Genomic DNA, 20,126 nt, shown 5'->3' on the forward strand with positions numbered 1-20,126 from the left:
GCGCTGCTCGATGGCTTGGCCGCCTGGCTCATAGCGGTCATAGGCATAGTGGTGCTCTGGCCCACCTCGCTCCTGGTGGGCAATCATCAAGTGGTTGCGCCAGGCAAAGCGGCGCACCACTTGGCCGTGGCGGTTGGTGACGGAGACCAGATCACCCTCAGCGCTGTAGCTGTACTGCACCAAGGTGGTGGGATTGGTCTGCAGCATGGGCGCCAAAGGGTCGCGATACAGATCTACCTTTGACAGGCGCACACCTGAGTCGGCTTGCCAGAAGAAATGTTCGTCTTCTTGGTCGTCTGTGTCAGTGCGCTTGTGGTGAAAGTGCTGGGCATCCTGCGCTGCAATGGCTTGCGTGTAGTGCAGTTGGTAGCCCCGGCCCACACCATCGTCGATGGTGGTGATGCGCTCCTGGCCCAGCACTTTGGACCAGTGGTAGCGCTGCGAGCGCCCTAGGCGGTCCACCTTGCCCAGCAAAATCCAGTTTGCATCGATGTCCGGCTCGGTCACCGTGACCGGTTTGCCGGCGGTCTTCTGTTCATGGATCGCTTTGCGCGCCGCTTCAATCGCCTGCCAGTTCGCCGGGCCAAACACCCAGACGGTATCCCCGCTCCCATTGGCTGCCAGGATCATCAAATCCCCGCAAGCCATATCGCGCCGGATCCAGGAAAAGCGCCCCTGCCACCACAAGGGCGCCTGTTGGCTGCGCGGAGGTGGGGCTTCAAAGCTATCTACAGCACCTGCCTGGGTGAACTTGGCGGGCCCGGTCATGGCTGCCAGATCGTGCGTCAGATTGCCCGGATGCCAGCCCGAGCGTAGCAGCCAGATATCTTCGCTGGGGCTGTAGATGGATTCACCAGCGGCCAGCGCATCAAAGGTGATCGTGCGGCCCTGGCTGTCGTGCAGCAAGGTGGCGCTGGCCTCGACCTGGATCCTTAAATCCGCCGGCAGCCCCCAGCCATAACCCAACACCCCGCAATGCCCGCCGTGCTGCGCGTTGACGTAGCTGCTGTACTGGCGCTGCCAGACGAGGGGCATGGAGCCCGGTAGGGCAAAGTCCAAGTCAGAGGCGCCGGACAGAACCTTGGCGCCGAGCTGCGGATTGACAGGATTGCCGACTGCCTCGCCGCCCGGGCAGACGGAGCACGCCACCCCGCCTTGGCTGCCTATCAGGACCGTCCTGGAGCCGGTGACGATTCGCGCGTACTTGACTTTGTCATCTATTCGGGCTGCTGGCTTTCCTGACATGCAAGTTCCTATCGAGATTGAATGATAAATAGTATAAATCTACCATATTCAATTTTTCGATTGGCTTTTGCGCGCAGTCAATGCTTCCCAATGTCAAGTTAGGTGCGTGTCACACAGAGAGCAATACATGCAGTCTTTGCCTCCCGCCGGGGCATGCTGCCGGCGGTTCGGGCGCTGATCGACCATCTGGCAGCCGCATTTGCGAAAGTGCCCGGCTGCTGATGCGGCCGGGCACGGGTTGGCATGGTTCCAGCGCTGAGGCGCTGCGCGCTTAGCGCATGCGCTTTCTGCGCGCCATGGCCAGGCCGGCGATCAGGCCCGTCAACAGCAGGTAGGCCCAAGGGCTGCCCACCGGCACGGCGCGGGGCTTGGCCGGGCCAATCGGGTCAACCACACTGCCATCCTGGGTCAGCGGGTTGCGCACGCTGACTGCCACATCACGACCTGCGGGCACCACGACCGAGTTGGCGCTGTATACCGGGTTGCCCCACTGATAGGCCGCAGGTGCTGGGGCCTTGCCCGTCTCGCTGACCGTGCAGACCGCATTGGCAGGCAGATCGGCCAGATGGACACTGGCCTCCTGGCCATTGGCCACGGTCACGCTGGCGGTATGCACACCGTCGGCACCGCAGTCGAGCGAGAAGTCAAAGCTGCCATTGACCGCCGCAGCGCCTGCTGCCGGGCCGCTGATGCGCTTGGTCAGCTGCACACCGCCACTCAGGCGCTGCAGGCGGTTGGTCACGGTAAAGCCTTGGGCCTGTTCTGCAATCTCTGGCGCACCGCTCCAGCCATAGCCGGCAGGCGCTGCCGGTGGCGTGTCCTCGGTGGCGGTACAGCTATCCCCCTGGAACACCGTCAGCGCGGGGCTGCTGCCGCTGGTGGCACCGGCGGCGACGGTCGCGGTCCAGGTCTGCGCAGGCTGAGTACCGCAGGTCAGGCGGCCACTGAAGCGCATCGCCTGGGGCAGACCAGCGGGCAGGCCCGCGATCTCCTTGGTCACCGTCTTGGTTGTGGTGGGTGCAAAAATCTGCAGGTTCACATAGCTCTGGTTGGACGCCAGGATGGGATCGATGACGCCTGCGGGCAGTTCGGCATAGGCGGTGTTGGTATAGGTTCCGGGCGTGTCACCGGCCGAGGTGTGGATGACAAACTGCACCGCACCGCCATTACCGAGCGATGTCACCACGCTGCTGACTGTGCGGGTGGCGGGGTCATAGTTCACCGACGCGCCGCATTGTGCAGGAGCCACCAGCACGCTGCAGCTGGCATCGGTGAACACCACGCCGGCGGGCAGCGGGTCCGAGAACAGCACATTGCTGGTGTCCGAGGGGCCGGCATTGTGCATGTCCACCGTATAGGTCACTGCCGCGCCACTGGTGGCCGTCACCGGGTTGACCGCCTTGTTGACCGACACATTCGAGCAGCTGAACCGCTGCATCGTGGTGGTGGCCACGTTGTCCGAAGACGTGCGCTCCTCGACCCCATCACCAGGATTGGCAGAAAACTCATTGACCAGGTAGCCCGAGGGCCAGTCGCAGCTGCCCCGCGAGAAGTTGTAGGTCAGGCTGTAGCTGATGGTCAACGACCCACCCACGGGCAGCAGCGGCACCGCCGCCTGGAAGGGGCCGGCATAGCTGTTGAGGCTGCCCGAATACGGCGCAGGAAAGGCCGAAGCCGCCGGGCACACGGCGCCACCGGATGCCGTGCAGCTGATGGCCGAAGACTGCACGTCCAGGCTGTTGGCCAGCTCGAACCGGATCAGGCGATCGGCCATATACGCACCATCGGCTGCAGACGGGCCGTTGTTGGTCACCGTCATCGTGTAGTTCACCGGCACACCGGGCTGGTATTCCTGCGAGCTCTGGGTCTTGGTCACTGCCAGGTCGGTACTGGGGCAGGCAGGTGTGGCAGGCACAAGGATGCCCACCGACGCCATGTTGTTACCGTAATTGGGGTCGGTCATGGTGTCGGGCGGGTTTGCCGAGAACTCATTGTTCAAACCACCCAAGTTACGGCCACAGGGAATGCTGCCGTTGAAGCGGGTCTGCACGTGGTAGATGATGGTCAGCCGGCCATTGACAGGCAAGACCGGCACGGTGGTGTTGAACAGCGTCGCGGACGAGGCATTGCCGGTCGGGTTCAGAAAGGCCGCATCGGCGGGGCAGACCGCGCCGCCCTCGGCAAAGCAGCTGTCGAACTGGGCAGCAATGTCGAAGTAATTGGCCGAACCTCCATGGGTGCGGATGATGTCCGCCATCGTGGCACCGTCTGCGGCATTCGGACCGGCATTCGTCAGGACCATGGTGTAGGTGACCATATCGCCCATGGCCGGCACCGGAGGATCCTGGCTCTTGCTCACCTGCAGGTCCGTCTGCACGCAGTCAGGCGTTCCCGGCACCTGCAAGATGGCCGTCTCCTGGTTGTTCTGCGGTGAAGTGTCCACCATGCCATCCAGCAGCTGGATCGAGGCCTGGTTGAACAGCTGGCCGGCGCGGCGGCCGCAGGCTGCGTTGGGCACCAGGTAGGGGGTCATCGTGTAGGTGACCACCACCTCGCCGCCGGGCGGCAATACCGGCACGGTGGCATTGAACACCGGGCTGTAGTCGTTGCTGCCGCTGCGGTTGGGAAAACTGGCATCGGATGGACACTGTGCGCCGCCGCTTGCCGTACATTGGTTGAACACCAGATTGGCGCCGATATGGCTGATAAAGCTGTTGCTCAACCGGTCGTACAGCGTTACGCCATCGGCCGATCCCACGCCATTGTTGCGCAAGCTGATGGTGTAGGTCAGCGGCACGCCGTTCTGGTACGTATCCGTGCTTTGCTTTTTGGATACCGCCAGGTCCACCTCATAGCGCATCGCCGTGCTGATGGAGCTGCTGTTGGAGCCTGGCACCGGGTCCGTCACCGCTGCGGGCGGGGCAATGGTGGCTGTGTTGGTCAGGGTGCTGGGCCCCGTCACGCCAAAGCGGGCCTGGATCTCCACGCGCACCTTGCCCTGGTTCGGAAAGCTGCCCAGGCTGCCGGATACCACGCCGTTGGCCACTGCCAGATCGGTCGGGCAGGTCGCAGAGCCCGATGCCAACGTGCACAGCGCCGTGACATTCGTCAGCCCGGCGGGCAGCACATCCTGGAACTGGGCACCATCGGCTGCGTTGGGGCCGTTGTTGTCCATCTCCAGCACATAGGTCACCGGCGTACCACCCACGGCCGAGGAAGGGCCGGACTTGGTGATCTGGACGTCTGCCGACTGCGCAAGCGCGTACAGCGGAGAAGCAGCGACCAGCAGCACGGCTGCCTTGGCCCTGGCGCCACCAGCAAGTGCACGCATCCACCATTTTTCATACGTCATTGTTTTTCCCATCTACCAATATAAAAACTATCAGCAATAGACAAAATCGATTGGCTTGGGAAAAAAATGTCTTTGCTGGGAGACGTGCCACCGCGTTTGCCACCCAGCAAAGAACAGATTTTTCAGCACAAAACCAAAGGCTTTATTATCTTCACGACGTTAAAAAATGTATCGATGCGTTAGTTAACAAAACATTAAGAAACATTTGTTGTAGATTCATTAACATTTTGTTGACAATCTACACAGGGAAAAACAGGACTTCCAGGCGCACAAAAGGCTCCTGAACCAGGAGCCTTTGCGAAGGTGCGGACAAAGAAAAGACGGCAGCACCGCCGCCGTCTGCCAGGCGGCTAGAGCCCCAGAATCCGCGCTGCATTGCCATGCAGCAGCTTGGGTAGCACGGCCTCGTCAAAGCCCAGCGCCAGAAAGTCGTCAATGCTCTGGCGGATGGGGCGGAAGGGATAGGACGAGCCGAACAGCAGCTGGTCACCCAGAAACTGGTTGGCCGCCTGCACATAGGCCTGGCTGCCGGGCTGGAACACATACATGTCCGGCACCAGGTAGACATTGGCGTAGCGGAAGGCCAGCCCAATGGCTTCCTGCACGCGCGGCCAGTAGCCGTGGTAGACGACCAGCGGCAGATCGGGAAAGGCCTGCGCCACCTTGGCCAGGCGTGCCGGGTCGTTGAAGCTCGGGTCCGGCGTGGTGGGGCCGCTCATCAGGAACAGCGGCACACCCAGCGCCTGCGCACGTTCGTAGATCGGCCAGTACACGCGGTCATCGGGGTGGCGGGCTGGGTCACCAAAGCCTGGCTCCAGGTCAATGCCACGCAGGCCCAGCACCTTGATGGCGCGCTCGATCTCGTCGAGCGCTGCCTGCTCGCCCTGCAGCACCGGGTCCACCCCGGCAATGCCCAGCAATTCAGGGTGGCCCTGCACGATCTGGTGGATGGTGTCATTGGGCAGGTGCTGCGAAGGCGTGTGCCGCCCCACCACCACGGCCTGGCTCAGGCCCGCATCGCGTACTGCCTGGAGGAAACCTTCCTGCGTCAGCGATTCCTCAAAATGCTTGTCGCTGCCGCGCGTTCCCACGCGCCGGTTCAGCCAGCGGGCGGTGTCATGCTCGGGCGAGCCGGGCGTGGCGCCAAAAAAGTTGTGCAGGAACGCTGGCCGGCAGCGCATATCGATCACGGGCAGGCTCATGAGGCCGACTCCTTCCATTGTTGAACACCACGAACATCAAACGCGCCGCCGGTCTGCGAGCGCGCGGTAGTCACGCTCTTCTTGCCCAGCAGCGGAAACACCAATTCGGCAAAGCGGATCGATTCCTCCAGGTGCGGGTAGCCCGACAGCACAAAGGTATCGGCGCCAATCTCCATGTATTCGCGCAGGCGCTCGGCCACCGTGGCCGCATCACCCACCAGCGCCGTGCCGGCACCGCCACGCACCAGGCCCACACCGGCCCAGAGGTTGGGTGCCACCTCCAGCTTCTGGCGGTTGCCGCCATGCAAGGCCGCCATGCGCGCCTGGCCGACCGAATCCATGCGCGCATAGTTCTGCTGCGCTTTCGCAATGTCTTCATCGGTCAGCTTGCTGATCAGGCGATCGGCATCGGCCCAGGCTTCCTCGTTGGTCTCGCGCACAATCACATGCAGGCGCACGCCCAGGCGCAGCTGGCGGCCGGCAGCGGCGGCGCGGGCGCGGATATCGGCAAACTTGCGCGCCACCGCCTGCGGCGGCTCGCCCCAGGTCAGGTAGGCATCGACATGCTTGGCCGCCAGGTCATGGGCGGCGTCAGACGAGCCCCCAAAGTACAAAGGCGGATGGGGCTTTTGCAGCGGCTCGAAAAAGTTCTTGCCCTGCTTGACCTTGAAGTACTTGCCCTCGTGGTCCACCGTCTCGCCGGCCAGCAGGCGCCGCCAGATGCTCAGGAACTCATCGGCATAGGCATAGCGCTCGTCATGGGCCAGAAACACGCCATCGGCCTCCAGCTCGGTGGCATCGCCCCCGGGCACCACATTGAGCAGCAGGCGCCCGGCCAGCGCCTGGTCCAACGTGGCGGCCTGGCGCGCGCTGGGCACCGGCATGCCCAGCGAGGTGCGCAGCGCCACCAGCAGCTTGATGCGCTGGGTGACGGGCACCAGGCTGGATGCCACCACCCAGGGGTCCAGGCAAGAGCTGCCGGTAGGAATCAGCAGCCCGTCATAGCCCAGGTTCTCACTGGTGGTGGCAATGCTGCGCAGGTACTCGGGCGTGGGCTGGCGGCCAAAGTCCGATGCACCCAGGTAGCGGGTGTCGCCGGATGTGGGCAGGAACCAGAACAGCTCCGGGGGGGATGAAGTAGAGGCCATGTCAAAGGTTCAGGGATGCTGCAAGGCAGGGGGCGTGCAGCAGACGCCGCATGGCATGCCGCGCCAGCCCGCCAGCAACGCATGCAGGTGGCAATGGCGGGCAAGCCGGGGGTTGCGCTTGGAACGGGTCCTCAGCGCCGCCAACATGGCCCGGCAAACCCAAGGTGGGCGGGCAAGACGAGGCCTCGCAGGCAGTACCGCAGTACGACAAGGCGGGCAACGACGTACCAAGGCTTGGGTTATCGGCGCTCAGGCGGCCTGGCGCTCCAGCGCGTGCAAGGCGGGCTGGCTGCTGCGCTGGCTGTGCGCCAAGGCGCTGAGCACCGGCACGGCCAGCTCCACGGCCAGTGCAATGTGCTTGTGCAGCGCCTCGCTGACCACCACGCCGCCCTGGATGTCTTCGGGCGTCGCGTAGACGCCGATCGGCAGGGTCAGTGCCGAGAAAAATCCGAACAGCGGGCGCAGCTGGTGGTCCAGCACCAGCGAATGGCGCGGGCTGCCGCCAGTAGCGGCCAGCAGCACCGGCGTGCCCTGCAGCGCATGCTGGTCGACCAGGTCAAACAGGTGCTTGAGCAGACCCGGCAGGCTGCCACGGTAGACCGGCGAGCCGACGATCAGGAAGTCCGCCGTCTCGATCGCCTCCAGCGCATCACGGGCCTGGGCGGACAGCGCATCTTTGTACAGCACGGGGCCGATGTCGGCCACCAGATCGACCAGATCGATATGGCGTACATCCAGACGCACTGGCTCGGCCGTTTGGCCCAGGGTCTGGCCCAGTTGCAGATGCAGGCTGTCGAGCAGGCTGCGGGTGCGCGAAGGCTTGCCCAGGCTGCCATTGACGATGACGGTTTTCAAGGTGCGGCTCATGTACATTCCAGTCGTTCAGGCGCGCAAGAGGCCAGGGCCCGGCCTATCCGGGTCGCTGTCTCCAGCGTCGAGGACACCTGTGCGCTGGCGATGGCGCCTCAGAAGGCATGCCGTGGCAAAGGGTCCCAAGGCCACCATTACAACCAGTGCGCTGCGCCACGCCAAGGAATGAAATCTCATGTTCTTATGCGTTTTTTGCTGCGAGGCCCACCTGCCAGAAGTAAACCGGCTCGGCCCCGTTGAGCAGCATGTCGCCCACCGACTTGGCCTTGTAGATGACCGGGTTGTGCGAGGCCAGGGTGCGCGCATTGCGCCAGTGGCGGTCCAGCCGCAGGCCCTCGGCCAGTGCGCTCGATCCGCCCACATCGAACATGCGGGTGGCTGCCTGCAGCACCGCATCCACCACGGCCACCTGGGCCTGCGCGGCACGCAGCTCCAGCGCGTCGAGCCGGGCCTTGTCAGCGCGCTGCTGACCGGCCTCGGCACTGCGCAGGATCGGGCCCAGCGCCTGGGCCACATCGCGCACCACCAGCTCGCTCATGTAGGCGGTACTGGCCAGCTGGCCCACAATCTGCTGCACCAGCGGATCGTCCTTGGGCAGTGACGCTGCGCCATGGCTGAACACGCGGCGGCGCGCCTGCACATAGGCCACGGTGTCGCGGCTAAGCGCACGCGCAATGCCCGCCAGGCTCGCCAGGTGGAACAGCTGCGCAAAGGCCACGATGGGCGAAGGCTCACCGGCGCGGAACTGCAGCACCGCGTGCGCGGGCACCTGCACATCGCGCAGCACCGTGGTGCCCGATCCGGTCAACCGCTGGCCAAAGCCGCGCCAGTCATCGAGCCGCTCCACACCAAGCGCATCGCCGGCCACCAGCGCATGCACCGTCTGGTCGGGCTGGCCGGGCACCACGGCGCGGGCCAGTACGCTGATCCAGTCGGCATAGAGACTGCCGGTGCTGTAGAACTTCTGGCCATCGAGCCGCCAGTGGCCGGGCGCCGCCGCGTCGGGTTGCAAGGTGGTCTGCAGGCTGCCTACCGCCCCCTCCCCCACCTCGGTGGTTGCATTGCCAAAGGTGGCGCCCTGGGCCACCAAGGGCAGCCAGTGGCGCTGCGCCTCGGGTGCGCCTTGGTAGAGCACGCGGTCCACAAACAAAAAGTGCGGCCGCAGGATCTGGGTCAGGTTGGGGTCGGCCTCAGCCAGGTCCACTAGCAAGGCCACGAGCTGCTCCAGCGACGCGCCGCCGCCCCCCCAGGCCCTGGGCAGGCGCAAGGCGGTAAAGCCGCTGTCCCGCAGCCATTGCAGCGGTGCATGGGCAAGGCTGCGGCTGTGCTCGCGCTCGGCCGCTCCTTCGGCAATGCGTGCAAACACCGGCGCAAAGCGCTGCTGCAGATCAGCCAGGCTCGGTGGGCTGGCATCGCTCGCCTCGGGCGCCTGGCGTGTCAATGTGGCTGCAGTCATGGCGCGGCCTTGGCGGTGTTCTTCCAGGGCAGCGAATAGAGCTTGGCGTCATCGGCAAACGAGGCGCTGATCTGCTTGGCGACCGCAGGCGATGCCTGGTAGAGATGCACGAACTGCGCAATGCGCGGGTCCTGCTTGCGGTCGCTGCGGGCCACAAAGCGGATCGCGTAGTACAGGTCGTCGACGGTGGAGTACAGCAGCGCGCGGCTGGCCAGCTCACGCTGGCCGGCATTGACCAGGTGGGCCGGATAGCCCTGGGCGAGTGCCACATCATCGAGCGCACGCACCAGTTGCGGGCCCTCCACCTCCAGCAGCTTGAGCTTGCGTGGGTTGCTGACGATGTCATTGACGCTGGCCTTGGCGCCCACACCGGGGCGCAAGCTGATGAGCCCGGCCGTTTGCAGCAGCAACAGGCCCCGTGCCTGGTTGACCGGGTCGTTGGCCACACCGACCGAGGAGCCGGCCGGGATATCGGCCAGCGCCGCATGCTTCTTCGAATAGAGGCCGATATTGGGCAGCAGGCCCACACCCACGCTCTCGATCTTGTAGCCCCGGTCGCGGATCGCGTTGTCCAAAAAGGCCTGGTGCTGGAAGTAGTTGATATCGATATCGCCTGCATCCAGCGCGGTGTTGGGCGTGGTCCAGTCGGTGAACTCGATCACCTGCACATCGAGCCCGGCCTGGCGGGCCTCCTTGGCGGCGACCTGGACCGAGTCGGCCAGCGAGCCGGGCGTGACCCCGATCTTCAGCGGGGCAGCCACGGCACTGGCTACCGCCATGGCGCCGGCGCCCAGCGCCAGCAGGTATTTTTTCAGCGCAAACGTCATCATTGTCTTTCTTCCTGTAGATAGCGGGATCACTTCAGCCAGGGCAGGCTGTAGAAGCGGCTTTCGTTGGCATACGAGGCATGGATCTGCTGGCGCACCGCCGGGGATTGCTGGTAGATGTCGATGAACTTGCGCACCCGCGCGTCCTTGACGTTGTCGGCCCGGGTGACAAAGTGGATGGCCCAGAACGCGTCGGATCCCACGCTGTAGTACAGACCCTGGCGCGCGGTCTCCAGCTGGCCGGCCTGCAGCAGGCCACCCAGGCTGACGACGGTGATGTCGGCATCATCGAGCGCCCGCGCCAGCTGGGGCCCGGCCACCTCGATGAACTTGAGTTTCTTGGGGTTGCTGGCGATGTCGTCGATCTGGGCCAGCTGCGGCGCATTGGCGCGCAGGGTCACCAGGCCCGCATCGCGCAAGGTCGCAATGGCACGCGCCTGGTTGGAGGTGTCGTTGGCCAGCGCCACGCTGGCGCCCGTGGGCAGGCTGTCCAGGCTTTTGTAGCGCTTGGAGAAGATGCCGATATTGCCGCGCGAACCCACGGCCACCGCGCGCAGGTCCTGGCGGTTTTCGCGGTTGAAGGTGTCCAGAAATGCCTGGTGCTGGTAGTAGTTCAGGTCCAGATCGCGGTTGACCAGTGCGGTATTGGGCAGGGTCCAGTCGGTAAACTCGACGATCTGCACATCCAGCCCCTGGGCCTTGGCCTCGCGCGCAGCAATCTGGGCCGAATCGGCGAGCGAGCCGGGCGTGACGCCGATGCGCAGTGGCTGGGCCTGGGCGGCACCCAAGGTGGCGAGCGACAGCAGCAGGGCTGTCAAAGCGGGGAAAAACTTCATGGCTGCTTTCAAAAAAATCTCGGTGCTTATCGGCGCTGCTGCGCGCCGGGGTGGTTGGCGGGCAGACCATCGCCACGGCCAAACAGCTTGTGGCGCAGGCTGCCTTCTTCGTAGCGCGTGCGGTAGCGGCCCCGGTTTTGCAACTCGGGCACGGCCAGGCTGACAAAGTCCTCCCAGGTCTCGGGCACGACGATGCGGGTCAGGTTGAAGCCGTCGATCTCGCCGACATCGATCCAGCGCTCCAGCGCATCGGCCACCTGCTGCGGGTCGCCCACGATGGTGTTGTAGCGGCTGCCCAGGCTGAACTGTTCGAGCAGCTTGCGCCGCGTGGTCAGGCCCTGCTGCTGGGCAGCCTGCACCGCGGACTGGATGGCATTGCCCTGGCCGTAGACGATGGGCTCGTCCAGGTCGTACTGCGCAAAGTCCACGCCGGTGCTGGCGGCAAAATGCGCCAGGCCCCCTTCGGCACTGGCATAGGCCAGGTAGTCGGCATATTTCTCCTCGGCCTCGGCCTGGGTGGGCGCCACCACCACGGCCGCACCCACATAGATCTTGATGTCATCGGGCCTGCGCCCGGCGGCCACGGCAGCGGCACGCAGCTTGCGCGAGGCATCCCTTGCCGCCTCTGGCGTGCGCGCGCCGATAAAGATGCCCTCGCCATGCTGGCCGGCAAACTGCAGCCCGCGCTGCGAGGTGCCGGCCTGGAACAGCACCGGCGTGCGCTGCGGCGACGGGGCGCTCATGTGGATGGCATTGGCGCGGTAGAACGGGCCGTCATGCACAACGGGGTGCACCTTGTCCGGCAGGGTGTGGATGCGGCGCGCCTTGTCGGCGATCACGGCGCCGTCCTCCCAGCTGCCTTCCCAGAACTTGTAGGCCAGTGCCAGAAAGTCATCGGCACGGTCGTAGCGGCTGTCATGGTCGGCCAGGCCGTCCTGGCCCAGGCCGCGCGCGCCGCTGTCCACATAGCCGGTGACGATGTTCCAGCCGATGCGGCCGTTGCTCAGCTGGTCCAGGGTGCTCACATCGCGGGCAAAGGTGTAGGGCTGGTGCGCATTGACGGTGGCGGTCAGGCCAAAGCCCAGGTGCTCGGTCACCGCCGCCATCGCCGACACCAGCAGCCACGGGTTGTTCACCGGCAGCTGGATCGCCTCGCGCAGGGTCAGGTCCACCCCACGCTGGTAGACGTCGTAGTAGCCCACCACGTCGGCGATGAAGATGCCGTCGAACAGGCCTTTCTCCAGCAGCCGGGCGATGTCGGTCCAGTACTTGAGCGTGTGGTACTGGGTGGACTGGTCGCGCGGATGCGTCCACAGCCCGTGGTGGATATGTCCCACGCAGTTCATGTTGAACGCGTTGACATGCATGTATTTCTTGTCAGTCATGGCCGGTGTCGGTGAAAAAGCTCAGGGAACGCGGAAGGTCAGGCGCACCATCACCACGAGGGGATGACTACGCCGTTGAAGGCCTGCTGGATGTAGCTGCGCACCTCGTCGGTGCGGTAGGCCGCGACCAGCTGCGGCACCCAGGGCGCATTGCGGTTTTTCTCCTGCACGGCGATCAGGCAGACATAGGGGCTGTCACCGCCCTCGACCAGCAGCGAGTCCTTGGTGGGATTGAGCCCCGCCTTGTAGGCATAGTCGGCATTGATGGCGGCCAGCTCCACATCGTCCATCGCACGCACCAGCATCGGCGATTCGAGCTCGACAAAGCGCAGCTTGCGCGGGTTGTCGGTGATGTCCTGGGTGGACGCAAACACGCCCTTGATCGGGTCGATGCCGGGCTTGAGCTTGATGAGGCCGCCCTTCTCCAACAGCAGCAGCACACGCCCGCCATTGGCCGGGTCGTTGGGCAGTGCAATCTGCGCGCCCTCGGGCACATCGTCCAGCCGCTTGTAGCGCTTGGAGAACAGCGCAATCGGGCCCACCCAGGTGCGGCCAAAGCCGGCCAGCTTGTAGCCGCGCGCACGGATCGCCGCCTGCAGGAAAGGGCCATGCTGGAAGCTGTTGGCATCCAGGTCACCCGCATCCAGCGCCGCATTGGGCATCACATAGTCGCTGAACGAGACGATCTCGATCTTGAGGCCATAGTCGCGCTCGGCCACTTTTTTGACGGCTTCGAACACCTGCTCATGCGGGCCCGAGGTGACCCCCACTTTCAGCACCTTGGTCGTTGCCGGTACCGCTGCCTGGGCGGTGCTGCGCCAGGCGCCGGTGGCCAGCGCGGCACCCGCTGCCAGCGACGAAGACAGAAAACGCCGGCGTTGGCCCGGCAGCGGAGAAGAGGGGTTTTGAGACATGGGGAGGCTCCTGGGTAGCACTCAGGCCAAGGCCTGGGCGCTGGGAGTGAAAGCAGCGGGGGAATCATCAGCAGGGGCGACAGCCACAGGCTGCTGGCGAAACTGCTGCGAATGGTGGTGGGCCGGCAGGCGGTCGCCGTGGCCAAACAGCTTGTGGCGCATGCTGCCGGGCGCATAGGCGCTCTTGTGCAGGCCCCTCGACTGCAGCTCGGGGACGACCAGGTCGATAAAGTCGCCAAAGCATTCGGGTACCACGGTGCGGGCCAGGTTGAAGCCATCGACGCCTGCCTCCTCCACCCACGATTGCATCTCGTCGGCGATCTGCTGGGCATCACCCACCACGGTGGCATAGCGCCCGCCCAAGGCCAGCTCATCGACCAGGTCGCCCAGGCGGTAGTCCTCGCGGCCATTGGCCAGGCGCTTGATCGAGTTCTCGATGCCATTGCTGCGGTGCTGCAGCAGCAGCGGCGTATCGCGCTGGTAGGTCGAGAAATCAATGCCGGCCGTGGCCGACAAATGCGCCAGCGCAGCCTCGGGGCTGGCATAGCGGCAGTACTCCTGGTACTTTTCCTGGGCCTGTCGCGCGGTGGCGCCCACCACGGGGGTCATGCCCACCAGCACCTTGATGTCGCCCGGCTGGCGGCCGGCACGCACGGCTTCAGCGCGCAGCTGGCGCACCAGCGCGGCGGTGGCGGCCTTGTCCTGGATGGCCATGAACACGCACTCGGCATGGCGCGCGGCAAACTGCAGGCCCCGGCCCGAGCTGCCCGCCTGCAGCAGCACCGGCGTGCGCTGCGGCGAGGGCTCGCTCAGGTGGTAGCCATCGACCTGGAAATGCGGGCCGCTGTGCTGCACGCGCCGCACCTGCTGCGGGTCGGCATAGATGCGGCCTGCGCGGTCCCGCAGCACGGCGCTGTCGCTCCAGCTGCCTTCCCAGAGCTGGTAGAGCACGTCCATGAACTCATCGGCACGGTCATAGCGCGCATCGTGCGCCAGCTGTTGCCGCTGGCCCATCGCGCGCGCGGCCGAGTCGAGGTAGCCGGTGACGATGTTCCAGCCAATGCGGCCTTGCGTCAGGTGGTCCAACGTAGAAAAGCGCCGCGCCAGCAGATAGGGCTGCTCGTAGCTGAGGTTGACGGTGACACCAAAGCCCAGGTGCTCGGTCACCGCCGCCATCGCGGGCACCACCAGGGTGGGATCGTTGATGGGCAGCTGCACCGACTCGCGCAGGGTCACATCGACCGACTGCTGGTAGGTGTCATAGACGCCGATGATGTCGGCGATGAAGAGGCTGTCGAACAGGCCGCGCTCCAGCTCCTTGGCCAGGCCGGTCCAGTAGTCCAGGCGGTGGTAGTGGCTCGATTGGTCGCGCGGATGCGCCCACAGCCCATGGTTGATATGGCCGACACTGGCCATGTTGAAGGCATTGAGGATGATGGGCGCCCGCGCGCTGGCGGGGGTGCTGGCCATCACAGCGCTCCGTGGCGCGGGGGCAGCACGCCGCTCAGCGCATAGTTGCCGATGGCATGGTATTTCCAGCGCACCGGGTCATGCAGAGTATGGGTGCGCACATTGCGCCAGTAGCTGTCAAAACCATGCTCGGCAAAGGTGGCCGAGGTGCCACCCAGCTCCAGCAGCTTGTTGGCCGCCAGCAGGCCGGCCGTATGCGCCAGCGCACGCGCCTGCGCCACGGCCACCGAGGCGGCAGCCACCGTATGCGCCGTGGGCTCATGCTGCGCGGCATCGACCAGGCTGCCCGAGCGCCGCAGCAGCGCACGTGCGGCATGCAGGCGCAGCTCCACATTGCCCAGCGCCTGCAGGGTCAAGGGGTCATCACTGGCCTGCGCCACGCCGGCATCCACCCAGGCGCGCGACTGGTTGCGCACAAAGGGCAAGGTGGCACGCAGTGCGCCCTCGCCAATGCCCAGGTCGATGGCGGCATGGATGATCTGCGCAAACGGCCCGATGGTGCTGGGGCTGTCGAAGCTTGATTGGAAAGGCACGATCCAGGCCTCATCGATGGCGACGTTCTCCAGCAGCACCGAGCCACTGCCGGTGACCCGCTGGCCCATGCCGTCCCAGTCGTCGATCACCGTCACGCCCGGCGCGCTGCGCGGCACAAACACCATCACGCTGACGGGGTCCTGGGCCGCATCGATGACCTGCATGGTCTGCACCGGAATCCAGTGCGCAAAGATGGCACCGGTGCAGTAGAACTTGCGGCCATTGAGCACCCAGCCCGATGCGCCCCGCTCCAGCCGCGAGCGGCGGCGGTAGTCGCGGTGGCCGATCTCGGACAGCGCGTTGCCAAAGCGCTCGCCGGCCTGCACCCGCTCGTAGAAAAAGCGCTGCTGGGCCTCGCTGCCGCCCACGCGCAGCACCTCCAGCGCATAGAAATGGTTCTGCGGAATATGGCCCAAGGAGCCATCGGCCGCCGCCACGGTGGCGATCAGCTGCGCCACCGTCCAGGCGCTGGCCTGCAGGCCGCCATAGGCGCGGGGTACGGTGATGGCCCAGAGGCCGCTGTCGCTGTAGGCCTCGATTTCCGCCCAGGGCAGGCGGCGCTCACGGTCACGCAGCACCGCATCGCCAGCCCAGGCATCGGCCAGTTGCTGGGCTTTTTGCAGTGCGGCCTGCTCACTGGCAAACACGGGCGGGCGCTGGCGCGGTGCGGGGGCGGGGGCCACCGGGTTGGCAGCGGCGATCACAGGGGGAGAGGTAGTCATGGTGCTTGCTCGGCGGCGGGGCGGCAGCGGGCTGCCGGCGCGCGCATCAAAGTCGTTGGGCGGTGCGGTGGCTCAGTTCCACTGGTGGCGGCGCGGTGCACGGCCATTGAGCAGGTAGTTGCCCAGCAGGTGGTATTTCCAGCGCACCGGGTCGTGCAAGGTATGCACGCGGGCATTGCGCCAATAGCGGTCCAGGTTGTAGCCGGCGCGGGCCGATGAGGTGCCGCCCAGCTCCAGCAGGCGTTCGCTGGCGTTCAGCGCGGCCTCGGTCGTCAAGATCTTGGCGCGCGCCACCGCCACCGATGCCTGCGCGCTGCTCTCGTCGGTGACGGGTTGCGCAGCCCATGCATCGAGCTGCTGCGCGGCATCGAGCAGCACCTCGCGTGCGGCATCCAGCTCCACCTGCAGCTGGCCAAACTCCTGGATGATGTAGGGGTCCTGCCAGGCATGCTCGACACCCGAGTGCACCCATGCACGGGTCTTGTCGCGCACAAACTGGCGCGCCTCGTCGAACGCGCCCTGGGCAATGCCCATGTCGATGGCGGCCTGCAGAATCTGTGACACCGGGCCGGACAGGGTCGGCCGGTCCTTCAGGTCATGCAGCGCAATCACATCGCGCGGCTCGACCTCGACGTCCTTCAGCACCACACCGCCGCTGGCGGTGGTCTTCTGGCCAAAGGCGTTCCAGTTGTCGATGATCTGCAGGCCCGGCGCCGTGCGCCGTACCCAGACCTGCACCGGGCGCTGCGCCTCGTCCTCGGCGCGGAACGGCACCCAGTGGGCGAACAGCGAGCCGGTGGAGTAGTAACGCGTGCCGTTGACCAGCAGCCGGCCATCGGCTGTCTGGCGCAGGCTGGCGGTGGCATCGCTCAGCTGGGCAGCACGGCCCTTGCGCTCCGGCCCGGCATTGCCCAGGCGGTGGCCGCTCAGCACATCGGCAAACCAGCGGCTTTGCTGCTCGGGGCTGGCGGTATCGCGCAGGTTCTGCACCAGCGCAAAGTGGTTCTGCGGAATCTGGCCCAGTGAGGCATCGGCCGCGCTGATGCTGGCAAACACCTGCACGACGGTGTGCCAGCTGGCCTGCAGGCCGCCATGGCTGCGCGGCACGGTGATGCCGCCCAGGCCGCTGGCGGTGTAGCGCTCGATCTCGTCCCAGGGCAGCAGGCGTTCGCTGTCGCGCCGGGCCGCGCCGCCGCGAAAGCTCTCGGCCAGCGCAGCGGCCACTTGCAAGGCCTCGGCCTCGCTGCGGATCAGCGCGGGCTGGCTGGGCGGCAAAGGCAGGCGGGATGGGGAGTCGGCGGGCAACGCTGCGCCCTGGGCAACCGCTGAAGTCATTCGGTGCTTTCTGAAGGGTTCGAAGAGAGAAAGGCCAGAGACGCGCCCTGGCCTGCAGACCACGGCACCGCGCCGTGGTGGGCCGTTGTCAGAACGCGTGGGCGTTCAGCGGCTGCGCAGCCAGTGCGCCACGCGGTCGCCGGTGGCCTGCACGATGGTGACCAGCGCAATCAGCACCGCAATCACGATCAGCATGACCTGGGTGTCAAAGCGCTGGTAGCCGTAGCGGATCGCCAGGTCGCCCAGGCCGCCGGCCCCCACCGCGCCGGCCATGGCCGACGAGCTGATCAGCGCCACCAGGGTGATGGTGAAGCCGCCGATGATGCCGGGCAAGGCCTCGGGCAGGTAGACATGGCGCACGATGTCCCACTTCTTGCAGCCAATCGCCTGCGCCGCCTCGATCAGGCCGGGATCGACCTCACGCAGGCTGACCTCGGCAATGCGCGCGAAGAACGGCGTGGCGCTGATGGCCAGCGGCACAATCGCCGCCCAGACGCCAATCGTCGTGCCGGTGACCAGACGGGTGAACGGAATCAACGCGACCAGCAGCACGATAAAGGGCGTGGCCCGGAAACCGTTGACAACGCTGCCGACGATGCGGTTGGTGCGCGGCGACTCCAGGAAACCGCCGGGGGCCGTCACGATCAGCAGCACGGCCAGCGGAATGCCCGCCAGCAGCGCGATACCGGCCGAGGTGGACACCATGATGAAGGTGTCGGCCAGCGCCTTCCAGTAGCGGTCGATGGAAATACTCAGTTCAAACAACATAGCCCAGTACCCTGATTTCGTGTGCAATGGTGGCGGGGCCTTGCGTCAGCGCGGCCCAGTCGTTGCGGGCGGCAGCACCATCGATGGCGATGATGAGCTGGCCCTGGGCATGGCCCTGGATGCGGTCCACACCGCCGTGCAGCAGGCGCACCTTGGCGCCCAGTGCCTCGGCAATGCGGGGAAAGTCCGGCTCCAGCCCGTCATGCCCGCTGTAGCCCAGCTGCAGCACCTGCTCAAAACGGCCGGTGCTGGGGGCTTGCGGCTGCAGGCGCTGCTGCAGGTCATCGGGCACGCCGTGGCGCAGCGGTGCCAGCAAGGCCTGGGTGGCGGCATGGCGCGGGTTGCCAAACACCTGCCAGACCTCGCCCAGCTCGGCAATCTCGCCCTTCTCCAGCACCAGCACCTGGTCGGCAATCTCGCGGATCACGCTCATCTCATGGGTGATCAGGATCACCGTGATGCCCAGGCGGCGGTTGATGTCGCGCAGCAGCGCCAGGATGGCCTGCGTGGTTTCCGGGTCCAGTGCCGAGGTAGCCTCGTCGCAAAGCAGGATCTCGGGCCGGGTGGCTAGCGCGCGGGCAATGCCCACGCGCTGCTTTTGCCCGCCGGAGAGGCGGCTGGGGTAGGTCTTGTGCTTGTCCTGCAGGCCGACCAGGTCGAGCAGCTCGGTCACCCGCTGCTGGATCTGCGCGGCAGGCACACCGGCCACCTTGAGCGGCAGGGCCACATTCTCAAACACTGTCTTGGCCGACAGCAGGTTGAAGTGCTGAAAGATCATGCCGACGCGGCGGCGCAGCTGCACCAGACCGGCTTCATCCAGCGTGCCGATGTCCACACCATCGACCAGCACCTGGCCGCTACTGGGCGCTTCCAGCCGGTTGATGGTGCGCAGCAGGCTGGACTTGCCCGCGCCGCTGCGCCCGATGATGCCGAAGATGCTGCCGGCGGCAATGTCCAGGGTGATGTTCTGCAGCGCAGGCACCTCGCCCGCCGACGAGCGGTAGACCTTGCCCAGATCGCGGAACACCACGGTGCCCAGCGGCGCAGCTGGGGTCGGGCCCTGGCTGCCTGCGGCGGCCGATACAGGCGCATTCACCCGCACACTGCGGCCGTCTGCCGCAGGCTCAGCCTCGGCGCGGAACTGCCTGCGCAATACATTGGATACGGCTGAAAGGGCCATGTGCTTCTCCTGCGGTCGCTGCCCTTACCAGGGCAAGGTGTACAGCTTGGGGTCGTTGTTGAACTGCTGGCTGATGGCCTGCTTGACTGCCGCAGAGTTCTGGAACACCTGGACAAACTTGCGCAGCTTGGGGTCGTCGGCGCGGCTGGCCTGCGAGACAAAGCCCATCGCATAGAAGCGGTCGGCAATGCCCGAATAGGCCAGGGCCTTGCTGGCCTGTTCCTTCTTGCCGGCGCTGACAAAGTAGCTCGGCCAGAGTACGGCCAGGTCCACATCGGGCAGCGAACGGATCAGTTGCGGGCCCTCGACTTCGTAGAAGCGCAGCTGCTTGGGATTGTCGGTGACATCGGCCACCGTGGCGCCAGGCGCATCACCGGTGCGCAGGCGGATCAGGCCGGCCTTTTGCAGCAGCGCCAGGCCCCGGCCCTGGTTGACCGGGTCATTGGCAATCGCGACCTTGGCCTTGGCCGGCACATCGGCCAGCGACTGGTAGCGCTCGGAGTAGATGCCGATGTTCTGCAGCAGGCCCAGGCCGACAAACTTGAGCTGGTAGCCGCGCTCCTTGATGACGTTGTTCAAAAAGGCCTGGTGCTGGAAGAAGTTCAGGTCCACATCGCCGTTGTTGACGGCCTCGTTGGGCACCGTCCAGTCGGTGAACTCGACCAGCTCCACATCCAGCCCCTGGCTCTTGGCGTCGGCAACCACCGCCTTGATGGCGTCGGCCGCGGCCCCCGGCGTGGAGGCGATGCGGATCTTGTCCGCTGCCTGCGCCAGTTGCCACCCTCCCAGCATGGCCGCTGCTGCAATTGCAGCCACCACGCGTCTGTTGATCTTGTTCGTCATGTTTTTCTCGCTTGCTTGATGAAAGGTCTTGGTACGCGG

Annotated in this window: 16 protein-coding genes; all 16 read right to left on the reverse strand. The window is 65.7% G+C overall.

Annotated features, from left to right (window positions below; all coding sequences use genetic code 11):
* Positions 1-1,245: DUF6531 domain-containing protein (locus tag ACHWUQ_RS02765; RefSeq protein ID WP_394680281.1), on the reverse strand; the 1,245-nt coding region annotated here is incomplete at its 3' end.
* A gap of 271 nt (positions 1,246-1,516) precedes the next feature.
* A complete protein-coding gene (locus ACHWUQ_RS02770; RefSeq protein WP_394680282.1) occupies positions 1,517-4,576 on the reverse strand; it encodes a DUF5979 domain-containing protein in 3,060 nt (1,019 codons plus the stop codon).
* Positions 4,577-4,947: 371 nt separating this feature from the next.
* Entirely contained in the window at positions 4,948-5,799 is an 852-nt protein-coding gene (locus ACHWUQ_RS02775; protein ID WP_312835226.1) for an amidohydrolase family protein, read from the reverse strand.
* Positions 5,796-6,947, reverse strand: coding sequence for an FMNH2-dependent alkanesulfonate monooxygenase (gene ssuD, locus ACHWUQ_RS02780; protein ID WP_312411676.1), 1,152 nt, complete (start codon positions 6,945-6,947; stop codon positions 5,796-5,798). The genes ACHWUQ_RS02775 and ssuD overlap by 4 nt, the downstream gene beginning before the upstream one ends.
* A gap of 249 nt (positions 6,948-7,196) precedes the next feature.
* Positions 7,197-7,814 carry an NAD(P)H-dependent oxidoreductase gene (locus ACHWUQ_RS02785; RefSeq protein ID WP_394680283.1) on the reverse strand — a complete coding sequence of 206 codons (618 nt, stop codon included), beginning with the start codon at positions 7,812-7,814 and terminating at the stop codon, positions 7,197-7,199.
* Positions 7,815-7,998: 184 nt separating this feature from the next.
* Positions 7,999-9,273, reverse strand: coding sequence for an acyl-CoA dehydrogenase family protein (locus ACHWUQ_RS02790; protein WP_394680284.1), 1,275 nt, complete (start codon positions 9,271-9,273; stop codon positions 7,999-8,001).
* Positions 9,270-10,103 (reverse strand): MetQ/NlpA family ABC transporter substrate-binding protein, encoded by an 834-nt coding sequence (locus ACHWUQ_RS02795; protein ID WP_394680285.1) that lies wholly within the window; start codon positions 10,101-10,103, stop codon positions 9,270-9,272. The genes ACHWUQ_RS02790 and ACHWUQ_RS02795 overlap by 4 nt, the downstream gene beginning before the upstream one ends.
* 26 nt (positions 10,104-10,129) lie before the next feature.
* On the reverse strand, positions 10,130-10,936 hold the full coding sequence (locus ACHWUQ_RS02800) for a MetQ/NlpA family ABC transporter substrate-binding protein (RefSeq protein ID WP_239809747.1): 807 nt from the start codon (positions 10,934-10,936) through the stop codon (positions 10,130-10,132).
* A gap of 26 nt (positions 10,937-10,962) precedes the next feature.
* Positions 10,963-12,321, reverse strand: coding sequence for an LLM class flavin-dependent oxidoreductase (locus tag ACHWUQ_RS02805; protein ID WP_239809748.1), 1,359 nt, complete (start codon positions 12,319-12,321; stop codon positions 10,963-10,965).
* 50 nt (positions 12,322-12,371) lie between these two features.
* Entirely contained in the window at positions 12,372-13,235 is an 864-nt protein-coding gene (locus ACHWUQ_RS02810; protein WP_312835221.1) for a MetQ/NlpA family ABC transporter substrate-binding protein, read from the reverse strand.
* Between the two features lie 21 nt (positions 13,236-13,256).
* Positions 13,257-14,705: an LLM class flavin-dependent oxidoreductase gene (locus ACHWUQ_RS02815; RefSeq protein WP_394680286.1), complete on the reverse strand. Its 1,449-nt coding sequence runs from the start codon at positions 14,703-14,705 to the stop codon at positions 13,257-13,259.
* The gene (locus tag ACHWUQ_RS02820) at positions 14,705-15,961 is read right to left on the reverse strand and encodes an SfnB family sulfur acquisition oxidoreductase (protein ID WP_394680287.1); all 1,257 of its coding nucleotides are present in this window, start codon (positions 15,959-15,961) and stop codon (positions 14,705-14,707) included. The genes ACHWUQ_RS02815 and ACHWUQ_RS02820 overlap by 1 nt, the downstream gene beginning before the upstream one ends.
* 72 nt (positions 15,962-16,033) lie before the next feature.
* A complete protein-coding gene (locus tag ACHWUQ_RS02825; RefSeq protein WP_239809752.1) occupies positions 16,034-17,296 on the reverse strand; it encodes an SfnB family sulfur acquisition oxidoreductase in 1,263 nt (420 codons plus the stop codon).
* A gap of 105 nt (positions 17,297-17,401) precedes the next feature.
* Positions 17,402-18,064 carry a methionine ABC transporter permease gene (locus ACHWUQ_RS02830; RefSeq protein ID WP_239809753.1) on the reverse strand — a complete coding sequence of 221 codons (663 nt, stop codon included), beginning with the start codon at positions 18,062-18,064 and terminating at the stop codon, positions 17,402-17,404.
* Positions 18,054-19,244, reverse strand: coding sequence for an ATP-binding cassette domain-containing protein (locus ACHWUQ_RS02835; RefSeq protein WP_312450760.1), 1,191 nt, complete (start codon positions 19,242-19,244; stop codon positions 18,054-18,056). The genes ACHWUQ_RS02830 and ACHWUQ_RS02835 overlap by 11 nt, the downstream gene beginning before the upstream one ends.
* Positions 19,245-19,268: 24 nt before the next feature.
* A complete protein-coding gene (locus ACHWUQ_RS02840; protein WP_394680288.1) occupies positions 19,269-20,087 on the reverse strand; it encodes a MetQ/NlpA family ABC transporter substrate-binding protein in 819 nt (272 codons plus the stop codon).
* Between the last annotated feature and the right edge of the window lie 39 nt (positions 20,088-20,126).

It is taken from the genome of uncultured Comamonas sp. (assembly GCF_964277875.1).
GTDB lineage: Bacteria > Pseudomonadota > Gammaproteobacteria > Burkholderiales > Burkholderiaceae_C > Comamonas > Comamonas sediminis.